This is a genomic window from Bradyrhizobium sp. 170 (assembly GCF_023101085.1).
In the GTDB taxonomy this organism is placed as follows: Bacteria; Pseudomonadota; Alphaproteobacteria; order Rhizobiales; family Xanthobacteraceae; genus Bradyrhizobium.
Genome location: NZ_CP064703.1, coordinates 3064765 through 3086987 on the forward strand (window position 1 = coordinate 3064765; position 22223 = coordinate 3086987).

Consider the following 22223-nt stretch of genomic DNA (forward strand, 5'->3'; position numbering starts at 1 on the left):
TGCGTCCTTAGAGATCGTGGCCCGAATAGGAACAGTTGAACGACTTGTTGCAGAGTGGAAAGTCCGCGACGATGTTGTTCTCGATCACGGCTTCCAGCAGCGGCCATTGAAACCAGGACGGATCGCGCATGTGGCATCGTTCGATCAGGCCATTGCGCAAGCGCAGCCAGACCAGGACGTCACCGCGGAATCCTTCCACGACCGCCATGCCCTCGCGCACAGCCCCTCCAAGCGGCACTTCCGTGCGCGTCGGGCCGTTGGGAAGCCGGCGCAAGATCTGCTCGATCAGCGAAAGGCTTTGCTCGACCTCGCGTACCCTGATCCAGACCCGCGCATTGACGTCGCCCTCATTGAGCGTGGGAACATCGAAGCGCAGACGATCATAAGGCGGATAGACCAGCGCCCGGCGCGCGTCGAACGAGCGGCCTGAGGCGCGGCCGATATAGCCGCCTGCGGCATACTGCCTGGCCAGCGGCGGTTTGAGAACGCCGGTATCGACGGTGCGGTCCTGCAGCGAAGCGGTGTTGTCGTAGAGTTCGACCAGAGCCGGAAAGCGCAGCCGGATGTTGTCCAGCGCGGCCCGGATGGTTTGCACCCCGTCAGCGCCGATGTCGCGGCTGACGCCGCCGGGCACGATGACGTCGCGCATCAGGCGATGGCCGAAGGCGGCGCCGGCGGCGCGCAGTACGCTCTCGCGCAGCACGCCGCAATGCGCGTGCATCAATGCAAAGGAGGCGTCGTTGCAGATCGCGCCGATGTCGCCGAGATGGTTGGCGAGCCGCTCCAACTCCGCTAGCAATGCCCGCAGCAACACGGCTCGGTCAGGCACGGCGAGGTCCAGCGCTGCTTCGGCCGCGCGCGAAAACGCGTAGGCGTAGGCGACGGTGCTGTCGCCCGATGTGCGCCCGGCGAGATGGACGCCGCGTTCCAGACTGGCGCCGCTCATCAGTCCGTCGATACCCTTGTGGACATATCCAAGCCGCTGTTCCAACCTGACCACGGTCTCGCCGCTGGCGGTAAAGCGGAAATGTCCGGGCTCGATGATGCCTGCATGTACCGGGCCGACCGGGATCTGGTGCAGGCCGTCGCCTTCGGCCACCAGGAGACCGTAGGGCGTCGCCTTCGGCAACGCGTCAATGCGGTCTCCCAATGGGAATCGCACACCCCAGCGATTGTGATCGAGCCAGGGCCGCGTGTCGGGCGCGCCCTCGGCGGACAGTCCGAACAGGTCGTGGATAGTCCGTTCCAGCCGCAGCGCCGGCGGATGGTGCTTGCCGACGGAAGGAAAGCTGCGGTCGGGGCAATCCAGGCTGACGACCGCGATCTCAGCAGCCTGTCCATCCATGATCGCCATATGCACCGTTGCGGGCTCGCCCCAAAGGCCGAGCAGGCTCCAGCGACCATGCGCCAGTTCGGTCGCGGCGAATGTCCAGACCGAAGCGTCGACGACAACGCGCGGCCACGGGCGGTGTTGCCCGACTTTGCGGCCTTCCAGCGTCAAATCGATCAGCGATGGCATGTCACGTCGTTCCTATCCAAGCAATTGGGCCACATGCTGAAACCAGACCACCAGCGGAGCGGGAAGATAGACTCCCGCGCCCAAGACCAGTGCGAGATGAGCGAACATCGGAATGTAGGAAGCCTCAGCCGACGCCGTGCTGCCGCGCGGCTCGCCGAAGGCGACACTGGTCAGGCGCAACGTCAAGGCGCCGAAGGCCAGCAACAGCCCGAATACCAGCACGATCGCGAGCAGCGGCTGCCGTGCAAAGGTCGAACTCACGACGAGAAATTCGCTCATGAAGATCCCGAGCGGCGGCAATCCGGCGATCGCGACGACGCCTACCACCAGTCCCCAGCCGAGCGCCGGATGGGTCACCGTCAGACCGCGGATCCGCGAAATCCGCTGGGTGCCCTTGATCTGCGAAATATGTCCGACGGCGTAGAAGATCGCCGACTTGGTCAGGCTGTGCATCACCATGTGCAGAAGCCCGGCGAAATTGGCGAGCGGACCGCCCATGCCGAACGCGAATACGATGATGCCCATGTGTTCGATCGAGGAATAGGCGAACAGGCGCTTGATGTCGCGCCGCCGGTACAGCATGAAGGCCGCGAAGATCAGCGAGACCAGGCCCATCGTCACCATCAGGGGGCCGGGAGCGATCGAGGCCGGATTGGCGGCGAGCAATATCTTGAAGCGCAGCAGCGCATAGAGCGCGACGTTCAGCAAAAGGCCCGACAACACCGCTGATATCGGCGTCGGACCTTCGGCATGCGCATCCGGCAGCCAGGCGTGCAGCGGCGCGAGGCCGACCTTGGTGCCGTAGCCGAGAAACAGGAATACGAACGCGACGTTGAGAAGGGCCGCGTCGAAGTTCGCGGCGCGCTCGACCAGCAGCGTCCAGACCATGCCGTCCTGGCCTTCGCCCATCACCGGGCGGGCTGCCATATAGACCAGGATGGTGCCGAACAGCGCGAGCGCAATTCCGACGCTGCCTAGAATGAAATACTTCCAGGCGGCTTCGAGCGCCGCATGGGTACGATAGATGCCGACCATCAGCACGGTCGTCAGCGTCGCGAGTTCGACCGCGACCCACATCAGGCCGATATTGTTGGACACGAACGCGAGGTTCATGCCGAACATCATGGTCTGGTACATGGCATGATAGAAGCGCAGGTAAGCCGGCGTCAGCCGGCCGGTTTCGAGTTCGTGCGCGATATAGCTGGCGCTGAAGATGCTGGTGGTGAATCCCACGAAGGTATTGAGTACGATGAAGACGATGTTCAGATCGTCGATCAGCACGTAAGGCCCGGGGGAGGGACGTTCGACCACGAACAGCGAAAGCGCAGACAGGAACGTCGCGAGGCTGGCGACGACGTTCAGCCGCGCTGTCACGCGGTAGCCGGGCAGGATGGCCAGCAGCGCCGCCGACCAGATCGGGATCAGCAGAACGGCGGTGACGGGATTGAAGAAGGGCAGGGTCATCGTCGTTCGCCCCTGAAGTCGTCGAGCGCGGAGACGTCCACCGAATCGAAGCGCTCGCGGATTCGGAACAGGAAGATGCCGATCACGATAAACGCGATCAGGATCGAGAACGCGACGCTGATCTCGACCACCAGCGGCATGCCCTTGGCGCCGGTCGCCGCCAGCACCAGTCCGTTTTCGAGCGACATGAATCCGACAACCTGACTGACCGCGTTGCGGCGCGTCACCATGACCAGAAGTCCGAGCAGCACCACCGATAGGGCAAAGGCAAGATCTTCGCGCGCCAGCGGGTCGGCGTCGCTCGTCACCCGCAACATGAGAACCAGCGAGAGCGCGACCAGTCCCATCCCGGCCAGCATGGTCGGGCCGATTCCGACGGCGGATTCGATGTCGCGGTGAATTCCGAGCTGCTTGACGATGCGGTGCAGCGCCACCGGAATGACGATCGCCTTGAAGACCAGGGCGATGATCGCGGTGACGTAGAGATGGGGCGCATCCTGGATGAAAGCCTGCCAGGCGACCGAGAGCGACAGCACCAGGGCGTGGAGCGCGAACACGTTGAGCAGCGAATAGAGGCGGTCCTGATACAGCATCATCAGGCTGATCAGCACCAGTCCGCCGGCCAGCGTGTGCGAAACGTCGAAGGCGAGGCTGTGCATTTGCATCAGAAGCTCCTCGAAACGAACAGCAGCAGGGTGCCGAGCAGGCCCAGCATGAGGGCCGCTCCGAGGAATTGCGGGACGCGAAACACCCGCATCTTCGCCGTGGCGGTCTCGAACAGCGCGAGCAGGAAGCCGGCCAGCGCGAGCTTGACGATGTAGGCGCCGGCGCCGATCGTGTAGGACAATGCGCCGCTGCCGTAGAGCGCGATCTGCCAGGGGAGGAACACGCAGGCGATCAACGAGACGTAGAGCAGCAGCTTCAGGAAAGCGCCGAGTTCGATCATTGCGAGGTGTCGTCCCGAATATTCCAGGATCATCGCCTCGTGCACCATGGTGAGTTCGAGGTGCGTCGCCGGGTTGTCGACCGGGATGCGCGCGTTCTCCGCGATCGCCACCATGAACAGCGCGACCAGCGCCATTCCGAGCGATACCCGCAAGCCTACATAGGACGACGCCAGGAAGTGCGAGACGGTCGAGAGCTGGGTCGAGCCGGCGACCAGCGCCAGACAGAATACGATCAGCAGCATCGCGGGCTCGGCAAGCGCTGCGATCATGACCTCGCGGCTGGAGCCGATGCCGCCGAAGCTGGTGCCGACGTCCATCCCCGCGAGTGCGAGGAAGAAGCGCGCGCTTCCGAGCAGCGCGACGATAGCAATGAGATCGGCGGTCCAGTTGAACAGCAGCCCGGTCGCGAAGGTCGGCACCAGGGCGGCGGCGACCCAGATCGCCGCGAAGGTGATGTAGGGTGTGACGCGGAACAACCATGATGCGTTGTCGGCCAGCACCACTTCCTTGCGCAGGAGCCGCAGCAGGTCGCGATAGGGCTGGAAGACGGAGGCGCCCTGGCGGCGTACCAGCCGGGCCTTGATCTTGCGCACGTAGCCGGTCAGGAGCGGGGCGAGCAGCAGCACGAGCAGCATCTGCACGCCTTGCACGATGATGTCGGAGATCACGACCATATCGCGAGCACCAGCAGCAGCGTGACGAGGGTGGCAAAGACCAGGCTGAGATATCGCCGGATGGTCAGGAACTGCAGGCGATTGAGCCGCGTCGACAAGAAGCCGACGGCATCCGCGATCGGCGCATACATTCCGCTCCACACCAGGTCGTGCAATTCGATTCTGAGCCGCGCCGGCCGAAGGTCTCCCGGCGGCGGCATCGTGACGTGATCGCGGGCGTGGAACACTAGCGTGCCGAACACGCGGCGGATCGGTTGCGCAAAGCTGACGCCCGAATATTGCGCGGCAGGCGTGGCGTCGGAGAAACCGCATCCCCAGGCTGGTCCTCGCCGCAGCGCGTGCGAGGCGAAGCGATGGATAAAATAAACCGCCAACGATGCACTTGCCGTGATGAATACCATCACCAGCAACCCGTTGTATGAGCTGCGGCTCTCCGCAATCGGCACGATCGAAAGCCAGGGTTGACTGGCCTGGGCCGGCATGCGGCTGCCGAGGATCTCGGTCGTGACCGGCGCAAGCGCGTCGATCGCCAGTCCCGGCAGGATTCCGGCCAGCAGGCAGAGCACGGCGAGGATGAACATGGCCGTGAGCGAGAAGCGATCGACTTCATGGGCGGCTTCCGCCGCCGTGCCGCGCGGTCGGCCGAGAAAGGTCACGCCGTAGGTTTTGACGAAACACGCCGCCGCCAGCGCAGCGGCCAAAGCGAGCATCGCGCCGACCGCGGGCACCATGATCTTCAGCGCCCATTGCGGCAGTTCCGGACTCTGCAGCACGGCCTGGAAGATCAACCACTCCGAAACGAAGCCGTTGAACGGCGGCAGCGCCGAAATCGCGACGCAGCCGACGAGAACGACGAAGCTCGTGAACGGCATGCGGTGAATGAGGCCGCCGAGCTTGTCCATGTCCCGCTCGCCCGTCGCTGTGAGCACGGCGCCGGCTCCGAAGAACAGCAAGCTCTTGAAGAAGGAGTGGTTGAGCGCATGAAACAAGGCGGCCGTGAAGGCGAGCGCGGCCGCCGCCTTCAGGCCATTGGCCTGGAACGCCATAGCGAGGCCGAGGCTGACGAAGACGATGCCGATATTTTCGATGGTAGAGTAGGCCAAAAGGCGCTTCAGATCCTTTTCCATCATGGCGTAAAGGATGCCCATGACGGCGGTGATGCTGCCGAGGAACAACACGACCACGCTGGCCGGCCAGGTCGGCTGTCCCAGCAGATCGAACATGACGCGAATGAAGCCGTAGATTGCGACCTTGGTCATGACGCCGCTCATCAGCGCGGACACGTGGCTCGGCGCAGCCGGATGGGCGAGCGGCAGCCAGACATGCAACGGCACGAGGCCAGCCTTGGAACCGGCGCCGAGCAGCATCAGGATCAGCACCAGCGTCGCCGCATAGGGCGTGTGCTGTGCGGCGCGAATGGCTGCAAAGCCGTAGTCTCCCGCCGGCCCTGCCAGCAGGCCGAAGGCGAGCAACAGGGCGAGCGTGCCGAAGCTTGCCATCACGAGATAGACATAACCGGCTTTGGCGTTGCCCCGTTCGCGATGGTGCGCCATCACCAGCGCCCACGACGCCAGCGACATGAATTCCCAGCAGAGCAGATAGGAAAAGGCGTCGTCCGCCAGCACCACGAGGTTCATGCCCGCGAGAAAGGCGGGGAAGAACGGTAATACACGATGCGGCGCGGGGTCATGATGGCCGTAGCCGAGGCCATAGAGACTTGCCGACGCCCCACCCAGATTGATGACGACGAGGAAGAACGAGGCCAGTGCGTCGAGGCGGAAGTGCGCGCCAAGCCACGGCAATCCGACCGGCAGGGTGAGGGTGGTGGCATCGGCGGCGCCGCCGAGCAGGCTGCGCAACGCGCCGGCTAACGCAATCACCGATACGGCCAGTGTCGCGCCGTAGATGACGGGTGTGGCGATCTTCGACCGGCTCAGAACGATCGCCAGCGCGGCCAACCCGAGCAGTCCGGCGACGCAGACCATTTGCAGGGCGACGGCCGACATTATTTGCGCGCCCTCGCTCCGCTCGATGTCTTGTTTTCCGCGCGATCTCCGGAACCGGCCTTGAGCCGCACGCCGCGCCCGCCGCCGTCGCTGTTCGCCCCGTCGTCGATCAATTCGATGCCGGCATCCTCGAGCGCGGTGATCAACTTCACCAGCGAATCGACGTTGCCCCGAACCATCGTCTCACTCGCTTCCATCCGCTGGATGGTTGGCACCGAAAGCCCCGACAGCTCCGCGAGCCGCCGCTGATCGATGCCGAGAAGCACCCTGGCAGCCCGCAATTGAGCTGCTGTGATCATCAGCCTGCCTTGCCAGCGGCGCTCGGGCCAAAATTAAAGGTCATTCTTGCATCCTAAGTATTGATGCTAATATGTCAATAAGTGATATCTCAGATATCTATTCTGAGGGGTGCTCCGGGGATCATTCGTGCCCCGGACGCAAGCGGCGTGAGTGCTGCGGGCCGGGGCCCATTCTACTTTGCATGGGGTTGTTTTCGCGATTTTGTGTCCGGGCCCCTGCGGTGTACCGCCGAAGGGTCTTTGCACGGCGTCCGGGACACGAGATCGTTGGGGCTTCGCACTGACGGCGGATCGATTCGACTCCAACCCATCCCATCCCGATCTAATCCTTCGCCACAGGCTTGGTCGCGAATTGCGGGAACATCGTGGCGACGATCGGGCCGTCAGTGCGCCAGGAATGGCAGCCGCCGATGAAGAATGGACGTTCACCGGAGTTTTGCTGGTTGTCCAGCGTGTCGCGGCCTTGCGGCTTCTTGCCGTAGGACATGGTCTGGTACAGCGTGGTGACGGCGGGGCCGAGCAATTCCATCAGATGCGTGCAAGTTTCCAGCCGGCCGATCTTGCGGCGCACTGTCTCACGCCAGCCCGGACCGACCCGCTCGCCGATCAGGCGCGTCAGGATCGGCTCGACCTCGACGCAGGTCGGGTAGGGCGTCGCCCGCATCTTCGCTTCCGCCTCGCGGATGGTCATGCTGTCGTCGATCGCGAGCCGCAGGCCGATGTCGTGCACGGGATCGCCCGGCTTCAGTTCGCCGCGAAAACGATCGGCGCGCTGGGTGAAGGGCTTTGTGTCGCGCAGCCATGCCTCGACTTCCCAGAGCCCGTCGTCGCGCAGAAAGCCTTCGCATTCGATCGACCGCGTATGCATCAGGCGGCGCGATTTGTTGCTATTTTCCAGAGGCATCAGTTCGTATCCTGCATTGATGCGTCACTTCAGCCAAATTTGACGATCATCTTGCCGAGCGCCGACCGCGACTGCATGGTCTTGAACGCTTCGCGGAAATTCTCGAACGGCACGACCTTGCCGACCACGGGCTGCAATTTGCCAGATGCCAGCCAGTCGAACAATTGCGCCATCAGGCGGGCGTGGGTCTCGGGCTCGCGCTTCTGGATCTGGGCGAGATCGACCCCGAGCAGTGCGCCGCCCTTGAGCAGCGGCAGGTTGAACGCCAGCGCCGGAATGGTGCCCGAAGCGAATCCCACCACGAGATGCCGCCCTCGCCAGGCAATCGAGCGAAACGCCTGCAGCGCGACTTCGCCGCCGACGGGATCGAAAATCACGTCCGGCCCGTGCCCGCCCGTCAGCTCCTTGAGCGTGTCCCGCCAGTCCGCCTTGGTATAGTCGATGGTCTGATCGGCGCCGAACCGAACCGCGAAGTCGCGCTTCTCCGCCGTCGAGGCCGCGGCGATCACCCGCGCGCCCATCAGCTTGCCGAGCTGAATGGCGGCGATGCCGACGCCACCGGCCGCGCCCAGCACCAGCAATATCTCGCCGGCGCGAAGCGAGGCGCGGGCGTCCAGCGCGTAAAGCCCGGTCAGATAGTTGGCCTGAAACGATGCGCCGGCCTCGAAGGGAACCTGCGGCGGCAGGTGCTTGAGCGCCGCCGATGGCACCGAGATGTATTCGGCGAGCGCGCCGGAACGTGTCATTCCGATCACCGGCATATCAGGCCTGAACGCGGTGACGTCGTCGGCAACGGCATCGACGATGCCGGCAAACTCCGTGCCCGGCACGAACGGCAGGGGATCCTTGGTCTGATAAAGGCCTTGCACCTTCAGTCCATCGACGAAGCCGACCGCCGCGGCGCCGACCTTGACGCGGACTTCGCCTTTGGAAACGCCGGGCGTATCGATCTCCTTGATCGAGATGCCGTCGATCGAATCGTAGTTCTCGACAACCACGGCCTTCATGCAATTTCTTTCATGCGTTTTCTCTTCCTGCGCCAAGACCTTGCGTCGGTATCTTGAGGTGCTTGCAGATTCCTCGGAAGCACTACTCGGCCGCTTCGGCCTGCCGGTCGATCGCAAGCGCGCCTTCCTTGATGAGTGGAATCAAGTCGCGGCCGATCGCCATCGTGTCGTGCGGGTTCTCGAAACCGCGCAGCAGAAACGAATGAATCCCGAGCCGGTAATACTCCAGCACCGCCGCCGCAATCTGCTCCGGCGTTCCGACCAGGCACGATGTATTGCCGGGTGCGCCGGTGGCGCGCGCGATCCCCATCCACAGCCGCTCGTCATGCACGTCGCCGCGCTCGGCGTAGCCGAGCAGGCGTTCGGCGGAACGGTTGGTCGGCTGCGGCGCCGCGCCGGTCTTGCGCTCGACGTCCGCCAGCAGGGCGTTGGCCTTGTCCCACGCCGCGCCCTCGGTCGCCGCCATGATCGGCCGCAGCGACATGTTGAAGCCGACGTTGCGCCCAAAGGCTGCGGCGCGCCGGCGGAAGTCCTGCACGCGCTCCCGCGTCTCCTTGAGCGGCTCGCCGAAGATCGCGAACACGTCGCAATGCCTCGCGCCCATCTCCAGCGCCCCTTCCGATGAGCCGCCGAAGAACAGCGGCGGGCAGGGCTGCTGATATGGCTTGATGTCGGAGTAACCGCCCTCGACGCGGTAGAACTCACCTTTGTGATCGATCGGAGTGTCGCTGGTCCAGAGCCGGCGCATCACGTCCAGATACTCACCGGCGCGGCGGTAGCGGTCATTCTTGGGCAGGAAGTCGCCTTCGCTGGCCTGGTCCGCGTCGCTGGTACCAGCGATGATATGCAGCGCCAGCCGACCCTGCGTGAGCTGGTCGAAAGTCGCGACCTGCCGCGCCGCCAGCGCCGGCGCCACCGAGCCCGGCCGGTGCGCGATCAGGAACTTGATCCGTTCGGTGTGGTCGGCCGCGTAGAGCGCAATCGCGAAACCTTCGGCAGCCGAGGCGTAATATCCAACGAGAACAGAATCATAGTTCCACTGCTCGTGCAGACGGGTGAAGTCGATCACCCATTGCCGCGATATCTGCCCCTTGATGAGGTGAACCGCGACGCCTTCCTGCTGCGTGCCGATCATTCCGATGATTCTTGCGGGCATGGGTGTTCCCTCGGGTCTCTTGTCAATTGGAAACGATGAAACGCGGAACAAGGCGGGAAAGCAAGCAAACGCATCGAGTTGCGGAATGCGCTCAGTGAATTGCTGCGCTGCGTCAGATGGGGGACCCATCCGCTGAAGGCCCGCGTTAGCGGCGTGTCAATGTCGCGCAGCGGGAATTTGCATGGACGATATTCTGTCATGGTTCGAACAGGTATTTGGCTGGGTACCGCAATGGATGGTGGGCCTCGGCCTCGTCGTCGGCGCCATTATCGTTGCGCTGTTCGTGCACGGCATTGGCGCGCGCATCATCAAGCGGGCGCTCGGGGAGCGCTGGCCGGCTGTCACCTTGCTGCTGCAAAGGATCGCCGGCCCGGCCCGGCTGGCGCTTTGTCTGGTGGCCGTGGCGCTGGTGCTGCCGCTGGCGCCGCTGAACGACGCGCTTCGTGAGCAGCTCCGGCACTTTTTCATCGTCGCCGTCATCGCGCTGATCGGATGGATAACGGTCCGCGCGGTGGACATGGGGGCGGCGCGCTATCTGCAGCGCTTTCGCCTCGATACCGACGAGAATTTTCTCGCCCGCAAACACGTTACCCAGGTCCGCGTCTTCAAGCGCGTGATCGATACCTTGATCGTTATCATTGCCGTTTCCACCGCCCTGATGACCTTCGAATCCGTCAAGCAGTATGGCGTCAGCCTGTTCGCCTCCGCCGGCGCCGCCGGTCTGATCCTCGGCCTTGCCGCCCGGCCGTTGCTCTCAAACCTGATCGCCGGCGTCCAGATCGCGATCACCCAGCCGATCCGGATCGAGGACGCCGTCATCATCGAGAACGAATGGGGCTGGGTCGAGGACATCGCCTCGACCTATGTCGTGATCCGGTTGTGGGACTGGCGCAGAATGGTTGTCCCGCTGTCCTATTTCATCGAACGTCCGTTCCAGAACTGGACCCGCGACACCCAGTCGCTGATCGGCGTCATCGCCTTTCATGTCGACTACTGCACCGATGTCTCGCGGATCAGGCAGCGGCTCGAACAGGCTGTGCGCGAGTCCAAATTGTGGGATGGCGCGGTGGTCAATCTCCAGGTGATCGAGGCCAGCCCGCGGGCGATCGAGCTTCGCGCCCTGGTCAGCGCCAGATCCGCGCCGCAATCCTGGGATCTCCGCTGCGAGATCAGGGAAAAGCTGCTCGCTTTCATTCGCGAAGAGATGCCCGAAGCGTTCCCGCGCGAACGCGCGCTGATATCGCCTCCGCTCGCCGATTTCGAAGGCTCCTTCCAGCACGGCGATGCGCCGGCCCGCCCGGTCCCGGTGCGGACCCATAATTGAGGTCCTGCAAAGGGGGAATTCCCCGGCTCCGATGCTCGCGTTGAAACCGGTCAACGAGGCGGAATCGGCCTTGCTTCCGGTTGTTCCGGCTGTAATGGATACCGCTGAAGCACTTCCTCAAATACACCCAGAAGAAGAGATCGATGAGCCAACTGATTGTCCGTGCCGGTGAATTCACCTTCCAGGCCCGCTTCGAGGAGCAACTGGCGCCGAAGACGGTCGCCGCCTTTCGCAAGGCGATGCCCTTCGAGAGCCAGGCGATCCATGTCCGATGGAGCGGCGAGGGGGTCTGGATGCCGCTCGGCGATCTCGATTTCGGCGTCTCCTACGAAAACCACACCAGCTATCCCGCGCCTGGCCAGATCATTCTCTATCCCGGCGGCATCAGCGAGACCGAAATCCTGCTCGCCTACGGCGGCGTGCACTTTGCGAGCAAGATGGGCCAGCTTGCCGGCAATCACTTCATCACCCTGACCTCGGGGTTGGAGAACCTGACCGCGTTCGGCAAGGCCGTACTGTGGAAGGGCGCGCAGAAAATCCGCTTCGAGGAAATATAAGCGTGGCCGCGCCGACCTACCCGCGCGACTTCCGCGGCTACGGGCGCAACCCGCCCGATCCCAGGTGGCCCGGCAACGCGCGGGTCGCGGTCCAGTTCGTGGTGAATTTCGAGGAAGGCGGCGAGAACAATGTTCTCGACGGCGATCGCGCCTCGGAGGCGTTCCTGTCCGACGTATTGGGTGCGCAGCCCTGGCCCGGCCAGCGCCACGCCAATATCGAATCGATGTTCGAATATGGCTCGCGTGCCGGCTTCTGGCGGCTGTGGCGGATGTTCACCGAACGCAATCTGCCGGTGACCGTGTTCGGCGTGGCGATGGCCTTGAAGCGAAACCCGGATGTGGTCGCCGCCATGAAGGAGGCCGGCTGGGACATCGCCAGCCACAGCCTGAAATGGATCGAGCACAAGGACATGTCGGAGTCCGAGGAGCGCGTCGAGATCGCGGCGGCGATCCGCGTCCACACCGAGGCGACCGGCGCGCACCCGCTCGGCTGGTACACCGGACGCTCCTCGATCAATACGCTCAGGCTTTTGATGGAATCCGGCGGTCTGCTTTATCTCTGCGACTCCTACGCCGACGACCTGCCATACTGGATCAAGGCGCGCGGCTCGAAGCCGCATCTGGTCATTCCCTATACGCTCGATGCCAACGACATGCGCTTTGTGAATGCGCAGGGTTTTGGCGGCGGGGATGAGTTCTTCACCTATCTCAAGGACAGCTTTGACGTCCTTTACAGAGAAGGCGAAACCGCGCCGAAGATGATGTCGGTCGGCCTGCATTGCCGGATCGTCGGCCGCCCCGGTCGCGCGGCGGCGCTGATGCGGTTTCTCGACTACATCGGACAGCACGAGCGGGTCTGGGTGCCGACGCGGCTGGAGATCGCGCAGCACTGGCACGCCAATCTGGCGCATCTCGCCGACAACGCATTCGACATTGGATGAGCCGATGCTCGGCGATGAAATCGTAAGCCGGATCAATCAGCTCGGGACGATTTCCGAGACATCTGAGCATCTGGCGCGGATCTTCCTTTCGCCTGAACATCGCATCGCGGCCGATCTCATCATGTCATGGATGAAGGATGCCGGCATGGCGGCGCATCTCGACGCCATCGGCAATGTCTGTGGCCGTTACGAAGGCGACCGCCTGGGGCTGCCATGCCTGATGCTGGGCTCGCACTACGACACCGTGCGCGACGCCGGAAAATGGGATGGACCGCTCGGGATCATCACCGCCGTCGCCTGCGTCGCTGATCTGAACCGGCGGGGCGTGCGGTTGCCGTTTGCGATCGAAATCGTCGGTTTCGCCGACGAGGAGGGCGTGCGATTTTCCTCCACGCTCCTCGGCAGCCGGGCCATCGCCGGAACTTTTGACGAAAGCGTGCTCAGCACGCGCGATTCGAGCGGCCTCACCATGCGCGAAGCCATGGTGCAGTTTGGGCTGGACCCGGCCAAAATCGGCGCGGCCGCGCGCGCCCGCCGCGAACTGCATGCCTATGTCGAACTGCATATCGAGCAGGGGCCGGTGCTGGAACAACAGCACCTGCCCGTCGGTGTGGTCACGGCAATATCCGGCGCCACGCGGCTGGCGGCGAACCTCTCCGGCATGGCGGGACACGCCGGCACGGTGCCGATGGCGCTGCGGCGCGACGCGCTGGCGGGCGCCGCCGAATGCATCGTCGCGGTCGAGGCGTTCTGCAAGGCGGATGACGCCGGGCTGGTCGGCACGGTCGGCGTCATCAACGCGATGCCCGGCGCCACCAACGTCATTCCGGGGCGGGTATCCTTCACGCTGGACATTCGTGCGCCGGCGGACGCCCACCGCAAGCTTGCGGTAGCCGAGATCGTGCGGCGGATCGAGGCGATTGCGAAACGGCGCGAACTGTCGCTGCAGATCGACGTCACCCACGAAAACCGCACCGTGCCCTGCGCGCCATGGCTGAAAACGCAGGTCGCCGAAGCCGTTGTCGCCGAAAACTATCCCGTGTTCGAACTGCCGAGCGGGGCAGGGCATGACGGTATGGCGATGATCGACGTCGCTGACGTCGCCATGCTGTTCGTACGCTGCCGCGGCGGCATCAGCCATAACCCGGCCGAGCATGTCGAGATCGCCGATGCCGACGCCGGCGCACGCGTGCTGTTGCGGCTGATCGAGAATTTCCGGTCAGGGGAAGAGGGCGGCACCGCCTAATCGTAGGATGGGTAGAGCGCAGCGAAACCCATCACCTTGCGCGAGCCCAATCAGGATGCTGACGAAATAAATTCAATATGTATGATGGGTTTCGCTTCGCTCTCTACCCATCCTACGGGACTGCTGCGTCCATTTTTATGACAGTTAGATGACAGGCCACCGCGCTTTCGCGGAGAGACGAATCGATCCTGTTTGGCTACCAACGCGGTGACCTCGAAGCCTCGGACATCGATCATCCAAGCCATGAATAGCGATATTCCATTTCCGTCACATCGCGAATACCGATTTTATCAGGGACAGTTTGCGAGCCTCGTCGCCAACGGTATTCAGGCGGTCAATTTTCTCGGCGACCGGTTCATGAGAAAAGCGCACCGCCTGTCATCGGGAATCGATGAGCTGTACCGGCACGCAGTCGACAGCGCATTTTCTCCGCAGGAAGCCTTTCTCGTCACGGGGGCGCCGCACGCAACCGCCTATTATCCGCGCGACTTCGCCTGGTTTTATCCCGATGTTCTCGATCCCGAGACCATCATGGACTCCGACGATGCCATCCGCCGGGTTCGCTTGCTCGAAAAAAGCGTCCGGCTGATGTTGGAGGCCGTGCGCTCCAACATCGTCACGACCACGATCATTCCGGCCGGCCGCGACCGCTACATCGGCATCAATTACTTTTCGCTGCCTTCGGATACGCTGTTGGGTATCCTCGCAGGCCTGGACCAAATCATGCGTGGAGACCAAAGGGCATCTTCGTATCTGGCGATGTCGCAAGGCGCGCACGCCGGCCGTCTGTTGCTCGCCGAGTATCGCGGGGATCTGAAGAAGGCGATACTTCAACTTGCGGAAGCGCTGGAGCCGTTCGAGGACGGCGGCGTCACGGCTTTGCTGTGCGACGTCACCGCACCGCGTTCCGCGGCAACCGATACCCGCGCCGAACGCAGGCGTTTTGTCACCAATGCATGCGTTTACGCGACTTTTCTGCGCGGGATAAAACTCGGGGTGATCGACCGGATCGAACTGGAAGCCGTGCTCGGACGTGAACTCTCGCAATACAAGAAGGAGCTGCTCCGGCTGTTCGGCAGGCCCGGCTACATCAGGCATGCCTTGCACTCCGACTTGCACGCCGGCAGCGAGCCGCCGGCGTTTTCCATTGCGCTCGATTTCGTCAACGTGCACCAGGGATTTTGGGATTTGAGCGACGAGGCCGAGCGCGCGTTGTTCGCCGCAACGACGGATTTGATACTCGCCGAACCGCGATTTCGAATACCTGATACGTCTCACTTCCTGGTATCCGTGGATAACCCGCTGAACAAGCTGATCCACAAGATTGCAGCGCCCGCCTATCAGGGACGTTCGTCCTGGCCGACGTTTAACGTCGAATTCGCCGATCGCATGCTGGAGTATGATGAACACTCCGGCACGCATGGATACAGATCCTGCGCGCAGGACATTTTGCGCGACATTCGTACCGCGACCGAAACGCACGGCGGATATCAGGAGCTCTTGTCCGAAAACGGTCATAAATATCGCACATGGGCCTATCAGGGCGCGGTCGCTCACTCCTGGTTTCCGCGTTTTCTGTCGGTCTGGCGGCGGGCATTCGGGACCCCGCTGCTTAACGGCAACTAGACCGCCTCACTTCTTGTCGAGAATTGCACCGCGGGCCAATGCGGCCGCGGTCTCAAGCCCGACGTGGCGCACGAGCGGGTCGGCATGGCGGTGAACCAGCCACCACTCCGCGCCTTGCCTGCGATAGACCAGCGTCACCCGCAGCGACCAGTCCTGGTCCGGCAAGCCGCCGACCTCGCCGTGCTGACGCTCGATCACTGCAAGGACGACCAGGTCGTTCGACGCGTAGGATTGGACGAGTTCGAGCTTGGCGTCGCCATTCCCAAAATAGCTGGCGAGCCGCGCCAGCCGCTCGGGACTCATGTCAAAACCCCGGCTGGCTTCACCGCCAAACGGCTGCATCAGGGTAAAGTCTTCGGCGATGCGCGTCATGCCGGACCATCGGTCCATGTCGCCGCGCATGAAAGCCGAAGCCCGAGCCTCGGACTTCCGGACCAACTCGACAAGTTCCTGCTCTGAAACTGCCGACATCGGCTCCTGTGCGGCGCTGGCCGACAGCGGCATGGCGAGTGCGGCCTTCAGCGCCAAACGCCTCCAGCGGTTCGATTTGAACATTTTCGGTGTCTTTCCATTCGGGTTGGGCCGGCAACCGGCCGGCGGTGCTACCCAAATCCCATTTCAATGATACTGAATCCAGTGATATGATTTCAGCATTATGCTGAACCAAATTGACCTGTCCCGGATCGATCTCAACCTGCTCGGGCTGTTCGAGATCGTCTTTCAGGAGCGGCATGTCGGCATGTCGGCATGTCGGCCGGTCGGCGGAACGGCTGCATCTTTCGCCGTCTGCGATCAGCCATGGCCTTGGCCGCCTGCGCACGCTGCTCGGTGATCCGTTATTCCTGAAAACTCCAAAAGGCGTCGTTCCTACGGAGCGTGCCTCCCAGCTCGCACCCACGGTGTCCGAGATTCTCGCGCGTATCCGGGGCGTCGTGTCGACGGCAGCTCCGTTCGATCCGCGGCATTCGACGCGCCGTTTCGTCATTGGCGCGCCGGATGGCGTGTCGGCGGTGATCCTGCCCCCGCTGTTCGTTGCGTGGAGTGGCGCCGGGTGTCGATGTCGGCATCCGGCAGCTTCTTCCGGTGCAAGGCTTCACCGCTCCTCATTTGGCGTGGAAGGATGCGTTGAAGGAGCTCGAAGACCGGACGATGGATATTGCGATCATTCCATTTGACGATATTCCGGTCCGTTTCCACAAACAGACGCTCTATGAGGAAGAGTTCGTCATTGCCGTGCGCCGTGGCCATTCGTTTCAGCGCAATCCGACCCTCAAACGCTACTGCGAGATCGAGCATCTCGTCGTTTCGCATACCGGTGATGTTTCCGGATTCGTGGACGTTGAACTCGCCAGGAAAGGCTTGGCACGGCGTGTTGCCCTGACTGTGCCGAATTTCATTTTAGCGCTTTCGGTGCTGGCTGAAACCGAGATGGTTTCCGCGCTGCCGCGAAGGTTCGTGGAGATCCATGGCGAGCGCTTCAATATTGCCTCGGTCAAGGCGCCGCTGTCGCTGCCGCGTTTCTCGATCAATGTCGTCCTTCCGAAAGTGGCGATGATGGATGCCGGCCTTGCCTGGCTGGTCCAGTTGTTGGGACAGGTGCGAACAGGAAATGACAGGTCGTCCGGTCTTCGATCGGGTAAGCGCAACCGCAGCATGCACAGCTAATGGGCAACTGCTCGCTCGTGATGCGTTCGATGAAGGCGAGCCGAGATCAGCATCCGCGAGTAACAGGCTGACAATACGATTGATTTTCTCCAGGCCGATCGCCGGCCGCCATTGTACACAATGGCATGCGCCTTGCTTGACTTCTCCTTAGGAGTTCTCTCGTTCGGGGCGCGTACGTCATGGCGAACTCAGCAAAGCTCGCAGCAGAGCCGGAGCCGATCGAGCTCGACTGGGCGGCGACCGCGCTTCTCATCATCGACATGCAGCGCGATTTCATGGAGCCGGGCGGCTTTGGCGAGACGCTCGGCAATGACGTCAGCCAGCTCGCGCGGGCGGTAAAACCGATCGCCTCCGTGCTGGATGCGGCGCGCGGGGCCGGCATGCTGGTCATTCACACCCGCGAAGGTCATCTGCCCGACCTGTCCGACGCGCCGCCGGCCAAGGTCGAGCGCGGTGTGCCGTCCTTGCGCATCGGCGATCCCGGGCCGATGGGGCGCATTCTCATTCGCGGCGAGGCCGGCCACGACATCATTCCCGAATTGTATCCGCTCGACAGCGAGATCGTGATCGACAAGCCGGGCAAAGGCGCGTTCTACGCCACCGAGCTCGGCGACGTGCTGCAGCGCTACGGCATCGAGAACCTGCTGGTCTGCGGCGTCACGACAGAGGTCTGCGTCAACACCACCGTGCGCGAAGCCAATGACCGCGGCTATCGCTGCGTGGTGCTGGCCGACGGCTGCGCATCCTACTTTCCCGAGTTTCACGAGATGGGCCTGAAGATGATCAAGGCCCAGGGCGGCATCTTCGGCTGGGTCTCCGACTCGGCGGCGGTGCTGGAAGCGCTTTCACCGGAGATTCCAAGAACGGCAGTAGCGGGGACATCACGATGAGCACGGGTACGACGGGGACTGCAGGCACCACCACTTTCAAGCCGGCCTTGTGGACGCCGGGCGACTGGAACGCGCTGTTCGGTTTCGGCACCAACATCCTCGTCAACATGCTGGTGCTGACCGGGCTGCTGCGCTTCGTGTTGAAGATGCCCGACAGCATCGTGTTCGGCCGCATTCTGCCGGCGCTCGGCCTGATGATGTGCCTGTCCACCTTCTATTACGCGTACCTCGCCTACAAACTGGCGCAGAAGACCGGCCGCAGCGACGTCTGCGCGCTGCCGTCGGGCGTCAGCGTGCCACACATGTTCATCGTCACCTTCGTGATCATGCTGCCGATCACGCTCAAGACCGGCGATCCGATCAAGGGCTGGTCGGCCGGCCTGGTCTGGGTGTTCTTCCAGAGCTTTATTCTCATGATCGGCGGATTCATCGCGCCGTATATCCGAAAGATTACGCCGCGCGCGGCGCTGCTCGGCACGCTGGCCGGCGTCTCCGTCACCTTCATCTCGATGCGACCGGCTCTGGAAATGTACATGACGCCGCAGATCGGGCTGGTGTGCTTCGCCATCATCCTGGTAGCTTGGTTCGGCGGCGTGAAATATTGGAGGGGCATGCCGGCCGGCCTCGTCGCCATCGCCGTCGGCATGCTCATCGCCTGGGGCTCGAACCTGTTCGGTTTCGGGCTCGGCGGCCTGAGCCTGAAGGGCGTCGGCGATGCCTTTGCCAATTTCGGCTTCTCGGTGCCGTTGCCCGCCTTCGGCCTCGTCTTCTCCGGCTTCGAATTCCTCGGCATCATCCTGGTGACCGCAATCCCGTTCGGCATCTATGACCTCGTCGAGGCCATGGATAACGTCGAGAGCGCGGAAGCGGCCGGCGACGAATATCCGACCACGCGCGTACTGACCGCCGACGGCGTCGTCAGCCTGATCGGCTGCCTGATGGGTAATCCCTTCATCAACGCCGTCTATATCGGCCATCCCGGCTGGAAGGCGATGGGCGGGCGGATCGGCTATTCGGCGGCGACCGGCATCATGGTGGTGCTGCTAAGCTGGTTCGGCATCATCTCGGTCTTGCTGGCGCTGGTGCCGGTGGTCGCGATCTCGCCGATCCTGCTCTATATCGGCATGCTGATCGGCGCGCAGGCGTTCCAGACCACGCCGGTCAAGCACGCGCCCGCGATTGTGCTGGCGCTGACGCCGCATCTCGCCGCATGGGCCAAGCTGCAGATCGACACCATGCTTGGCTCGACGATTACTGCGGCTCAGGCGGTCGGCGGTCTCGCCGCCGACAAGGTCGATGCGGTCAAGGCAGCCGCGATATCAGCCCTGCCGCAGCAGGGGGTGCTCTATCACGGGCTGGAAGTGATGGGCGGCGGCTCGATCCTCGCCGGCCTCGTGCTCGGCGCGATCGGCGTGTTCGTGATCGAGCGCGATTTTCTTAAAGCCTCGGCCTTCGCGCTGGCCGGCGCCGTCATGACCTATTTCGGCTTCATGCACGGCGAAGCCGTCGGCATCGGCGGTGGCCTCGGCGTCACGCCGGGCGTGGCGCTGGCTTATGTGGTGATGGGGGCCGGTCTGTTCGCGTTGGCGAAGACCAGTCCGAGCGTGGAGTACAGCGCGCATGGGGAGGTGCCGGTGGCTGCGCCGGCGGAATAGACTCCCTCGCCCCGCTCTTGCGGGGTTGAGACGAGCGAAGCTCGCTCTTGGTGGGGCGGGGAGAGGGGCTGCCTCCGCAAATTCAGAACGAATACGAACGCACTTACGCCCTGACAAACGCCAGCATCGTGCCGTTACCTTCAGCCGGCGGCACCACAATGCCGCCTGCGCTTTTCACGCCGACAGCACCGAGCGCCTTCTGCGCCGCCGCGACATCGGCCACGATCACGAGCCCCGCGCCACCGCGCTCGGGCAGGCCGGCCAGCGACACGTTCGCGTAGCGCTTGCCGAGTTGATCCTTGGTCAGGAACACGAAATCGGCACGGTCCCCACCAGAGGGCAACGCGATCGCACCATCAGTCTCGTTGCGTACCTCGCGGTCGATCAGCTTGGACATATGCGCGGCCTCCTTGGCCGGCTCCGGCGCGACGATCAGCACCTGCTTCAGGCGCTTCGCGCCGTTGGCATGCTGCATCAGTTCGGGAATCCAGACCGTCTCGCGCGTCTTGTGCTGGCAGGCGAAGATGCGCAGGCCGCCCGGCGCTTCCACCGTCGGCCATTGAAAGGTCCGGAACCTGGCTTCGGATTCAGTGCCATCAGGCAGCGTCACCGGCCGCTCGAAATCGGTGGGGCCAACGGGGACATAACCACGCGCGAGAATTTCTTCCGCGCCCCGCGCCGAGTCCACGGCGGTGAAGGCGATACGCTCGATGCCTTCACCGTTCTTTTCGAGAAACGCCCGCGCCGGCTCATTATGTTCCGTCGGCCTGAGCACGCCGAGCAATTCCATATAGTCAGGATCGAACATGATGGTGTAGTTGCCCGATCCCATATGCGCGCTGTGGGTGCCGCGCGGCGACACGGTGAAGCCGAGCCGCTTGTAATTCTCGGCCGCCATGTCGAGATCCTTCACCATGACGACGGCGTGATCGATTCCGATGACGTTTTTGAGTGCCACTCTGTTATTTCCTTGGGTCTGGTTAGCGGGCTAAACTAAGCAGAACGATCAGTTGGCTGCAAGAAAGGATACCGATGAATACGAGTAACGTCCGCTGGCCCAATTCGCTGTGGGCGGCCGTGACGCCATCAGGGCCTGAATTGCCCGAACTGACCGGCACGCAGCAGGCGGACGTCATCGTGATCGGTGGCGGCTTCACCGGCCTTTCCACCGCGCTGCATCTGCGTGAAGCGGGCGTCGATGTCGCGATCGTCGAGGCCGCGGAGCCGGGGTGGGGCGCTTCGGGGCGCAACAACGGCCAGGTGATCCCGACGCTGTCGCGGCCCGATCCGGAGGAGATTGTTGCAAAGCACGGCGAGGCGGGAGAACGTTTTGTCGGCATGCTGCGCGACAGTGCTTCGTATCTCTTCGACGTAACAAGGCGCTACAACATCGACGCCGAGGGGGAACAGGCCGGATGGGTTCAGCCCGTGCATTCTCCGGGCCGCATCAAGATCGCGGAGCGGCGGGTGCGGCAATGGTCGAAGTTCGGCGCGCCGGTCGAGTTGCTGTCGCGCGAGCAGACGCGGGACATGCTCGGCTCTGATGCATGGTTCGGTGGTTTCTGGAACAGGAGCGGCGGCCACATCAATCCGCTGGCGCTGGCCCGCGGCCTCGCGCGCACCGTGCTCGATCTCGGCGCGCGCATCTATGCGCGCTCGCCGGCGGAAAGCTTTGAGCGCCGCAACGACCGCTGGGTGGTGAAGACGGCAAAGGGCGAGATTTCCGGCCGCGCGCTTGTCGTGGCCACCAACGCCTATAGCGGCGAATTTTCAAAGTCGCTGGTGCCTGACATCGCGCGGGAGGTGATGCCGGTGCTGTCCTGGCAGATGGCGACGCAGCCGCTGTCGGATAATGTCCGCAAGACCATCATCGCCGGCCGGCAGGCGATGTCGGATACTCATGGCGAACTCTATTTCGCGCGCTATGACGCCCGCAACCGCCTCGTCACCGGCGGCGCGGTGATCGGTCCTGGCAACAAGGTGGAGCGAATCAAGGCGCGGGTGACGGAGCGGCTGCAGCTTCTGTGGCCGCAGATCGGCGAGGTCTCGTTCGATTACGTCTGGAACGGCTATGTCGGCATGACCACGGATTTCCTGCCGCGCATTCACAAGCTCGGTCCCAACGCCTATGGCTGGACCGGCTGCAACGGCCGCGCCGTGGCGCTGACGATCCCGCTCGGCAACGAACTCGCAAAGGCAGTGCGCGGCGTGCCGGAAAACGAGCTGGCGCTGCCGTTCACCGAGCCGGTGCCGATTGTCGGCCACGGAATTTTGCGCAAACTGGCCCCGCTGATGCTGCTGGTCTACCGCCGCAGAGATGCGCGGGAGATGGTGTGAACCTCT

Annotated in this window: 19 protein-coding genes and 1 pseudogene; 9 read left to right on the plus strand and 11 right to left on the minus strand. The window is 63.4% G+C overall.

Annotated elements, in window-relative coordinates:
* Positions 1-7: 7 nt before the first annotated feature.
* The 9 genes from IVB05_RS14320 to IVB05_RS14360 all read right to left on the minus strand — a co-directional run bounded on the left by IVB05_RS14320 (position 8) and on the right by IVB05_RS14360 (position 9976).
* On the minus strand, positions 8-1519 hold the full coding sequence (locus IVB05_RS14320; protein ID WP_247784991.1) for an NADH-quinone oxidoreductase subunit C: 1512 nt from the start codon (positions 1517-1519) through the stop codon (positions 8-10).
* A gap of 12 nt (positions 1520-1531) precedes the next feature.
* Entirely contained in the window at positions 1532-2983 is a 1452-nt protein-coding gene (locus IVB05_RS14325) for a hydrogenase 4 subunit F (RefSeq protein ID WP_247784992.1), read from the minus strand.
* A complete protein-coding gene (locus tag IVB05_RS14330) occupies positions 2980-3642 on the minus strand; it encodes a hydrogenase-4 component E (protein WP_190241716.1) in 663 nt (220 codons plus the stop codon). Before IVB05_RS14330 ends, IVB05_RS14325 begins: the two co-directional genes overlap by 4 nt.
* Before the next feature lie 5 nt (positions 3643-3647).
* A complete protein-coding gene (locus IVB05_RS14335) occupies positions 3648-4604 on the minus strand; it encodes an NADH-quinone oxidoreductase subunit H (RefSeq protein ID WP_247784993.1) in 957 nt (318 codons plus the stop codon).
* The gene (gene hyfB, locus IVB05_RS14340; protein ID WP_247784994.1) at positions 4595-6610 is read right to left on the minus strand and encodes a hydrogenase 4 subunit B; all 2016 of its coding nucleotides are present in this window, start codon (positions 6608-6610) and stop codon (positions 4595-4597) included. The genes IVB05_RS14335 and hyfB overlap by 10 nt, the downstream gene beginning before the upstream one ends.
* Positions 6610-6909 carry a helix-turn-helix transcriptional regulator gene (locus IVB05_RS14345; protein ID WP_247784995.1) on the minus strand — a complete coding sequence of 100 codons (300 nt, stop codon included), beginning with the start codon at positions 6907-6909 and terminating at the stop codon, positions 6610-6612. The genes hyfB and IVB05_RS14345 overlap by 1 nt, the downstream gene beginning before the upstream one ends.
* A 322-nt stretch (positions 6910-7231) precedes the next feature.
* A complete protein-coding gene (locus IVB05_RS14350; protein ID WP_247784996.1) occupies positions 7232-7813 on the minus strand; it encodes a DUF2889 domain-containing protein in 582 nt (193 codons plus the stop codon).
* 29 nt (positions 7814-7842) lie between these two features.
* The gene (locus tag IVB05_RS14355; RefSeq protein ID WP_247784997.1) at positions 7843-8820 is read right to left on the minus strand and encodes an NADPH:quinone oxidoreductase family protein; all 978 of its coding nucleotides are present in this window, start codon (positions 8818-8820) and stop codon (positions 7843-7845) included.
* A gap of 82 nt (positions 8821-8902) precedes the next feature.
* A complete protein-coding gene (locus tag IVB05_RS14360; RefSeq protein WP_247784998.1) occupies positions 8903-9976 on the minus strand; it encodes an LLM class flavin-dependent oxidoreductase in 1074 nt (357 codons plus the stop codon).
* A gap of 181 nt (positions 9977-10157) precedes the next feature.
* On the opposite strand from IVB05_RS14360, the gene IVB05_RS14365 reads away from it, so the two are divergent.
* The 5 genes from IVB05_RS14365 to IVB05_RS14385 all read left to right on the plus strand — a co-directional run bounded on the left by IVB05_RS14365 (position 10158) and on the right by IVB05_RS14385 (position 15670).
* Positions 10158-11300 carry a mechanosensitive ion channel family protein gene (locus tag IVB05_RS14365; RefSeq protein ID WP_247784999.1) on the plus strand — a complete coding sequence of 381 codons (1143 nt, stop codon included), beginning with the start codon at positions 10158-10160 and terminating at the stop codon, positions 11298-11300.
* Positions 11301-11443: 143 nt separating this feature from the next.
* Positions 11444-11857: a DUF3830 family protein gene (locus IVB05_RS14370; RefSeq protein ID WP_247785000.1), complete on the plus strand. Its 414-nt coding sequence runs from the start codon at positions 11444-11446 to the stop codon at positions 11855-11857.
* Between the two features lie 2 nt (positions 11858-11859).
* Complete coding sequence (puuE, locus tag IVB05_RS14375) at positions 11860-12798, plus strand: allantoinase PuuE (protein WP_247785001.1); 939 nt, start codon at positions 11860-11862, stop codon at positions 12796-12798.
* Positions 12799-12802: 4 nt separating this feature from the next.
* Positions 12803-14044: an allantoate amidohydrolase gene (locus IVB05_RS14380; RefSeq protein ID WP_247785002.1), complete on the plus strand. Its 1242-nt coding sequence runs from the start codon at positions 12803-12805 to the stop codon at positions 14042-14044.
* Positions 14045-14287: 243 nt separating this feature from the next.
* Positions 14288-15670, plus strand: a complete 1383-nt coding sequence (locus IVB05_RS14385; RefSeq protein ID WP_247785003.1) for a hypothetical protein — start codon at positions 14288-14290, stop codon at positions 15668-15670.
* 6 nt (positions 15671-15676) lie between these two features.
* Here IVB05_RS14385 and IVB05_RS14390 read toward each other — a convergent pair whose 3' ends face one another.
* Complete coding sequence (locus IVB05_RS14390) at positions 15677-16225, minus strand: nuclear transport factor 2 family protein (RefSeq protein ID WP_247785004.1); 549 nt, start codon at positions 16223-16225, stop codon at positions 15677-15679.
* A 100-nt stretch (positions 16226-16325) separates the two neighbouring features.
* On the opposite strand from IVB05_RS14390, the pseudogene IVB05_RS14395 reads away from it, so the two are divergent.
* The 3 genes and pseudogenes from IVB05_RS14395 (at position 16326) to IVB05_RS14405 (ending at position 19880) form a co-directional block, all read left to right on the plus strand.
* Positions 16326-17335: pseudogene (locus tag IVB05_RS14395) on the plus strand (LysR substrate-binding domain-containing protein).
* A 179-nt stretch (positions 17336-17514) separates the two neighbouring features.
* Entirely contained in the window at positions 17515-18225 is a 711-nt protein-coding gene (locus IVB05_RS14400) for an isochorismatase family cysteine hydrolase (RefSeq protein ID WP_247785005.1), read from the plus strand.
* Positions 18222-19880 carry a regulator gene (locus tag IVB05_RS14405; RefSeq protein WP_247785006.1) on the plus strand — a complete coding sequence of 553 codons (1659 nt, stop codon included), beginning with the start codon at positions 18222-18224 and terminating at the stop codon, positions 19878-19880. Before IVB05_RS14400 ends, IVB05_RS14405 begins: the two co-directional genes overlap by 4 nt.
* A gap of 103 nt (positions 19881-19983) precedes the next feature.
* Here the strand turns inward: IVB05_RS14405 and IVB05_RS14410 are convergent, their stop codons facing one another.
* The gene (locus IVB05_RS14410; RefSeq protein ID WP_247785007.1) at positions 19984-20838 is read right to left on the minus strand and encodes a VOC family protein; all 855 of its coding nucleotides are present in this window, start codon (positions 20836-20838) and stop codon (positions 19984-19986) included.
* Between the two features lie 74 nt (positions 20839-20912).
* Here IVB05_RS14410 and IVB05_RS14415 point away from each other — a divergent pair, with 74 nt between their 5' ends.
* Positions 20913-22217 carry an FAD-binding oxidoreductase gene (locus IVB05_RS14415; RefSeq protein ID WP_247785008.1) on the plus strand — a complete coding sequence of 435 codons (1305 nt, stop codon included), beginning with the start codon at positions 20913-20915 and terminating at the stop codon, positions 22215-22217.
* Positions 22218-22223 lie beyond the last annotated feature (6 nt).

Excerpts from the sequence above, each read along its gene's own strand:
- IVB05_RS14405 (WP_247785006.1), top strand. The coding sequence starts at position 18,222 with ATGAGCACGGGTACGACGGGGACTGCAGGCACCACCACTTTCAAGCCG.
- IVB05_RS14350 (WP_247784996.1), bottom strand. The coding sequence starts at position 7,813 with ATGCCTCTGGAAAATAGCAACAAATCGCGCCGCCTGATGCATACGCGG.
- IVB05_RS14330 (WP_190241716.1), bottom strand. The coding sequence starts at position 3,642 with ATGCACAGCCTCGCCTTCGACGTTTCGCACACGCTGGCCGGCGGACTG.
- IVB05_RS14390 (WP_247785004.1), bottom strand. The coding sequence starts at position 16,225 with ATGTTCAAATCGAACCGCTGGAGGCGTTTGGCGCTGAAGGCCGCACTC.
- hyfB (WP_247784994.1), bottom strand. The coding sequence starts at position 6,610 with ATGTCGGCCGTCGCCCTGCAAATGGTCTGCGTCGCCGGACTGCTCGGG.
- IVB05_RS14385 (WP_247785003.1), top strand. The coding sequence starts at position 14,288 with ATGAATAGCGATATTCCATTTCCGTCACATCGCGAATACCGATTTTAT.
- IVB05_RS14360 (WP_247784998.1), bottom strand. The coding sequence starts at position 9,976 with ATGCCCGCAAGAATCATCGGAATGATCGGCACGCAGCAGGAAGGCGTC.
- IVB05_RS14365 (WP_247784999.1), top strand. The coding sequence starts at position 10,158 with ATGGACGATATTCTGTCATGGTTCGAACAGGTATTTGGCTGGGTACCG.
- IVB05_RS14355 (WP_247784997.1), bottom strand. The coding sequence starts at position 8,820 with ATGAAGGCCGTGGTTGTCGAGAACTACGATTCGATCGACGGCATCTCG.
- IVB05_RS14415 (WP_247785008.1), top strand. The coding sequence starts at position 20,913 with ATGAATACGAGTAACGTCCGCTGGCCCAATTCGCTGTGGGCGGCCGTG.
- IVB05_RS14320 (WP_247784991.1), bottom strand. The coding sequence starts at position 1,519 with ATGCCATCGCTGATCGATTTGACGCTGGAAGGCCGCAAAGTCGGGCAA.
- IVB05_RS14325 (WP_247784992.1), bottom strand. The coding sequence starts at position 2,983 with ATGACCCTGCCCTTCTTCAATCCCGTCACCGCCGTTCTGCTGATCCCG.
- IVB05_RS14335 (WP_247784993.1), bottom strand. The coding sequence starts at position 4,604 with ATGGTCGTGATCTCCGACATCATCGTGCAAGGCGTGCAGATGCTGCTC.
- IVB05_RS14370 (WP_247785000.1), top strand. The coding sequence starts at position 11,444 with ATGAGCCAACTGATTGTCCGTGCCGGTGAATTCACCTTCCAGGCCCGC.
- IVB05_RS14380 (WP_247785002.1), top strand. The coding sequence starts at position 12,803 with ATGCTCGGCGATGAAATCGTAAGCCGGATCAATCAGCTCGGGACGATT.
- IVB05_RS14345 (WP_247784995.1), bottom strand. The coding sequence starts at position 6,909 with ATGATCACAGCAGCTCAATTGCGGGCTGCCAGGGTGCTTCTCGGCATC.
- IVB05_RS14400 (WP_247785005.1), top strand. The coding sequence starts at position 17,515 with ATGGCGAACTCAGCAAAGCTCGCAGCAGAGCCGGAGCCGATCGAGCTC.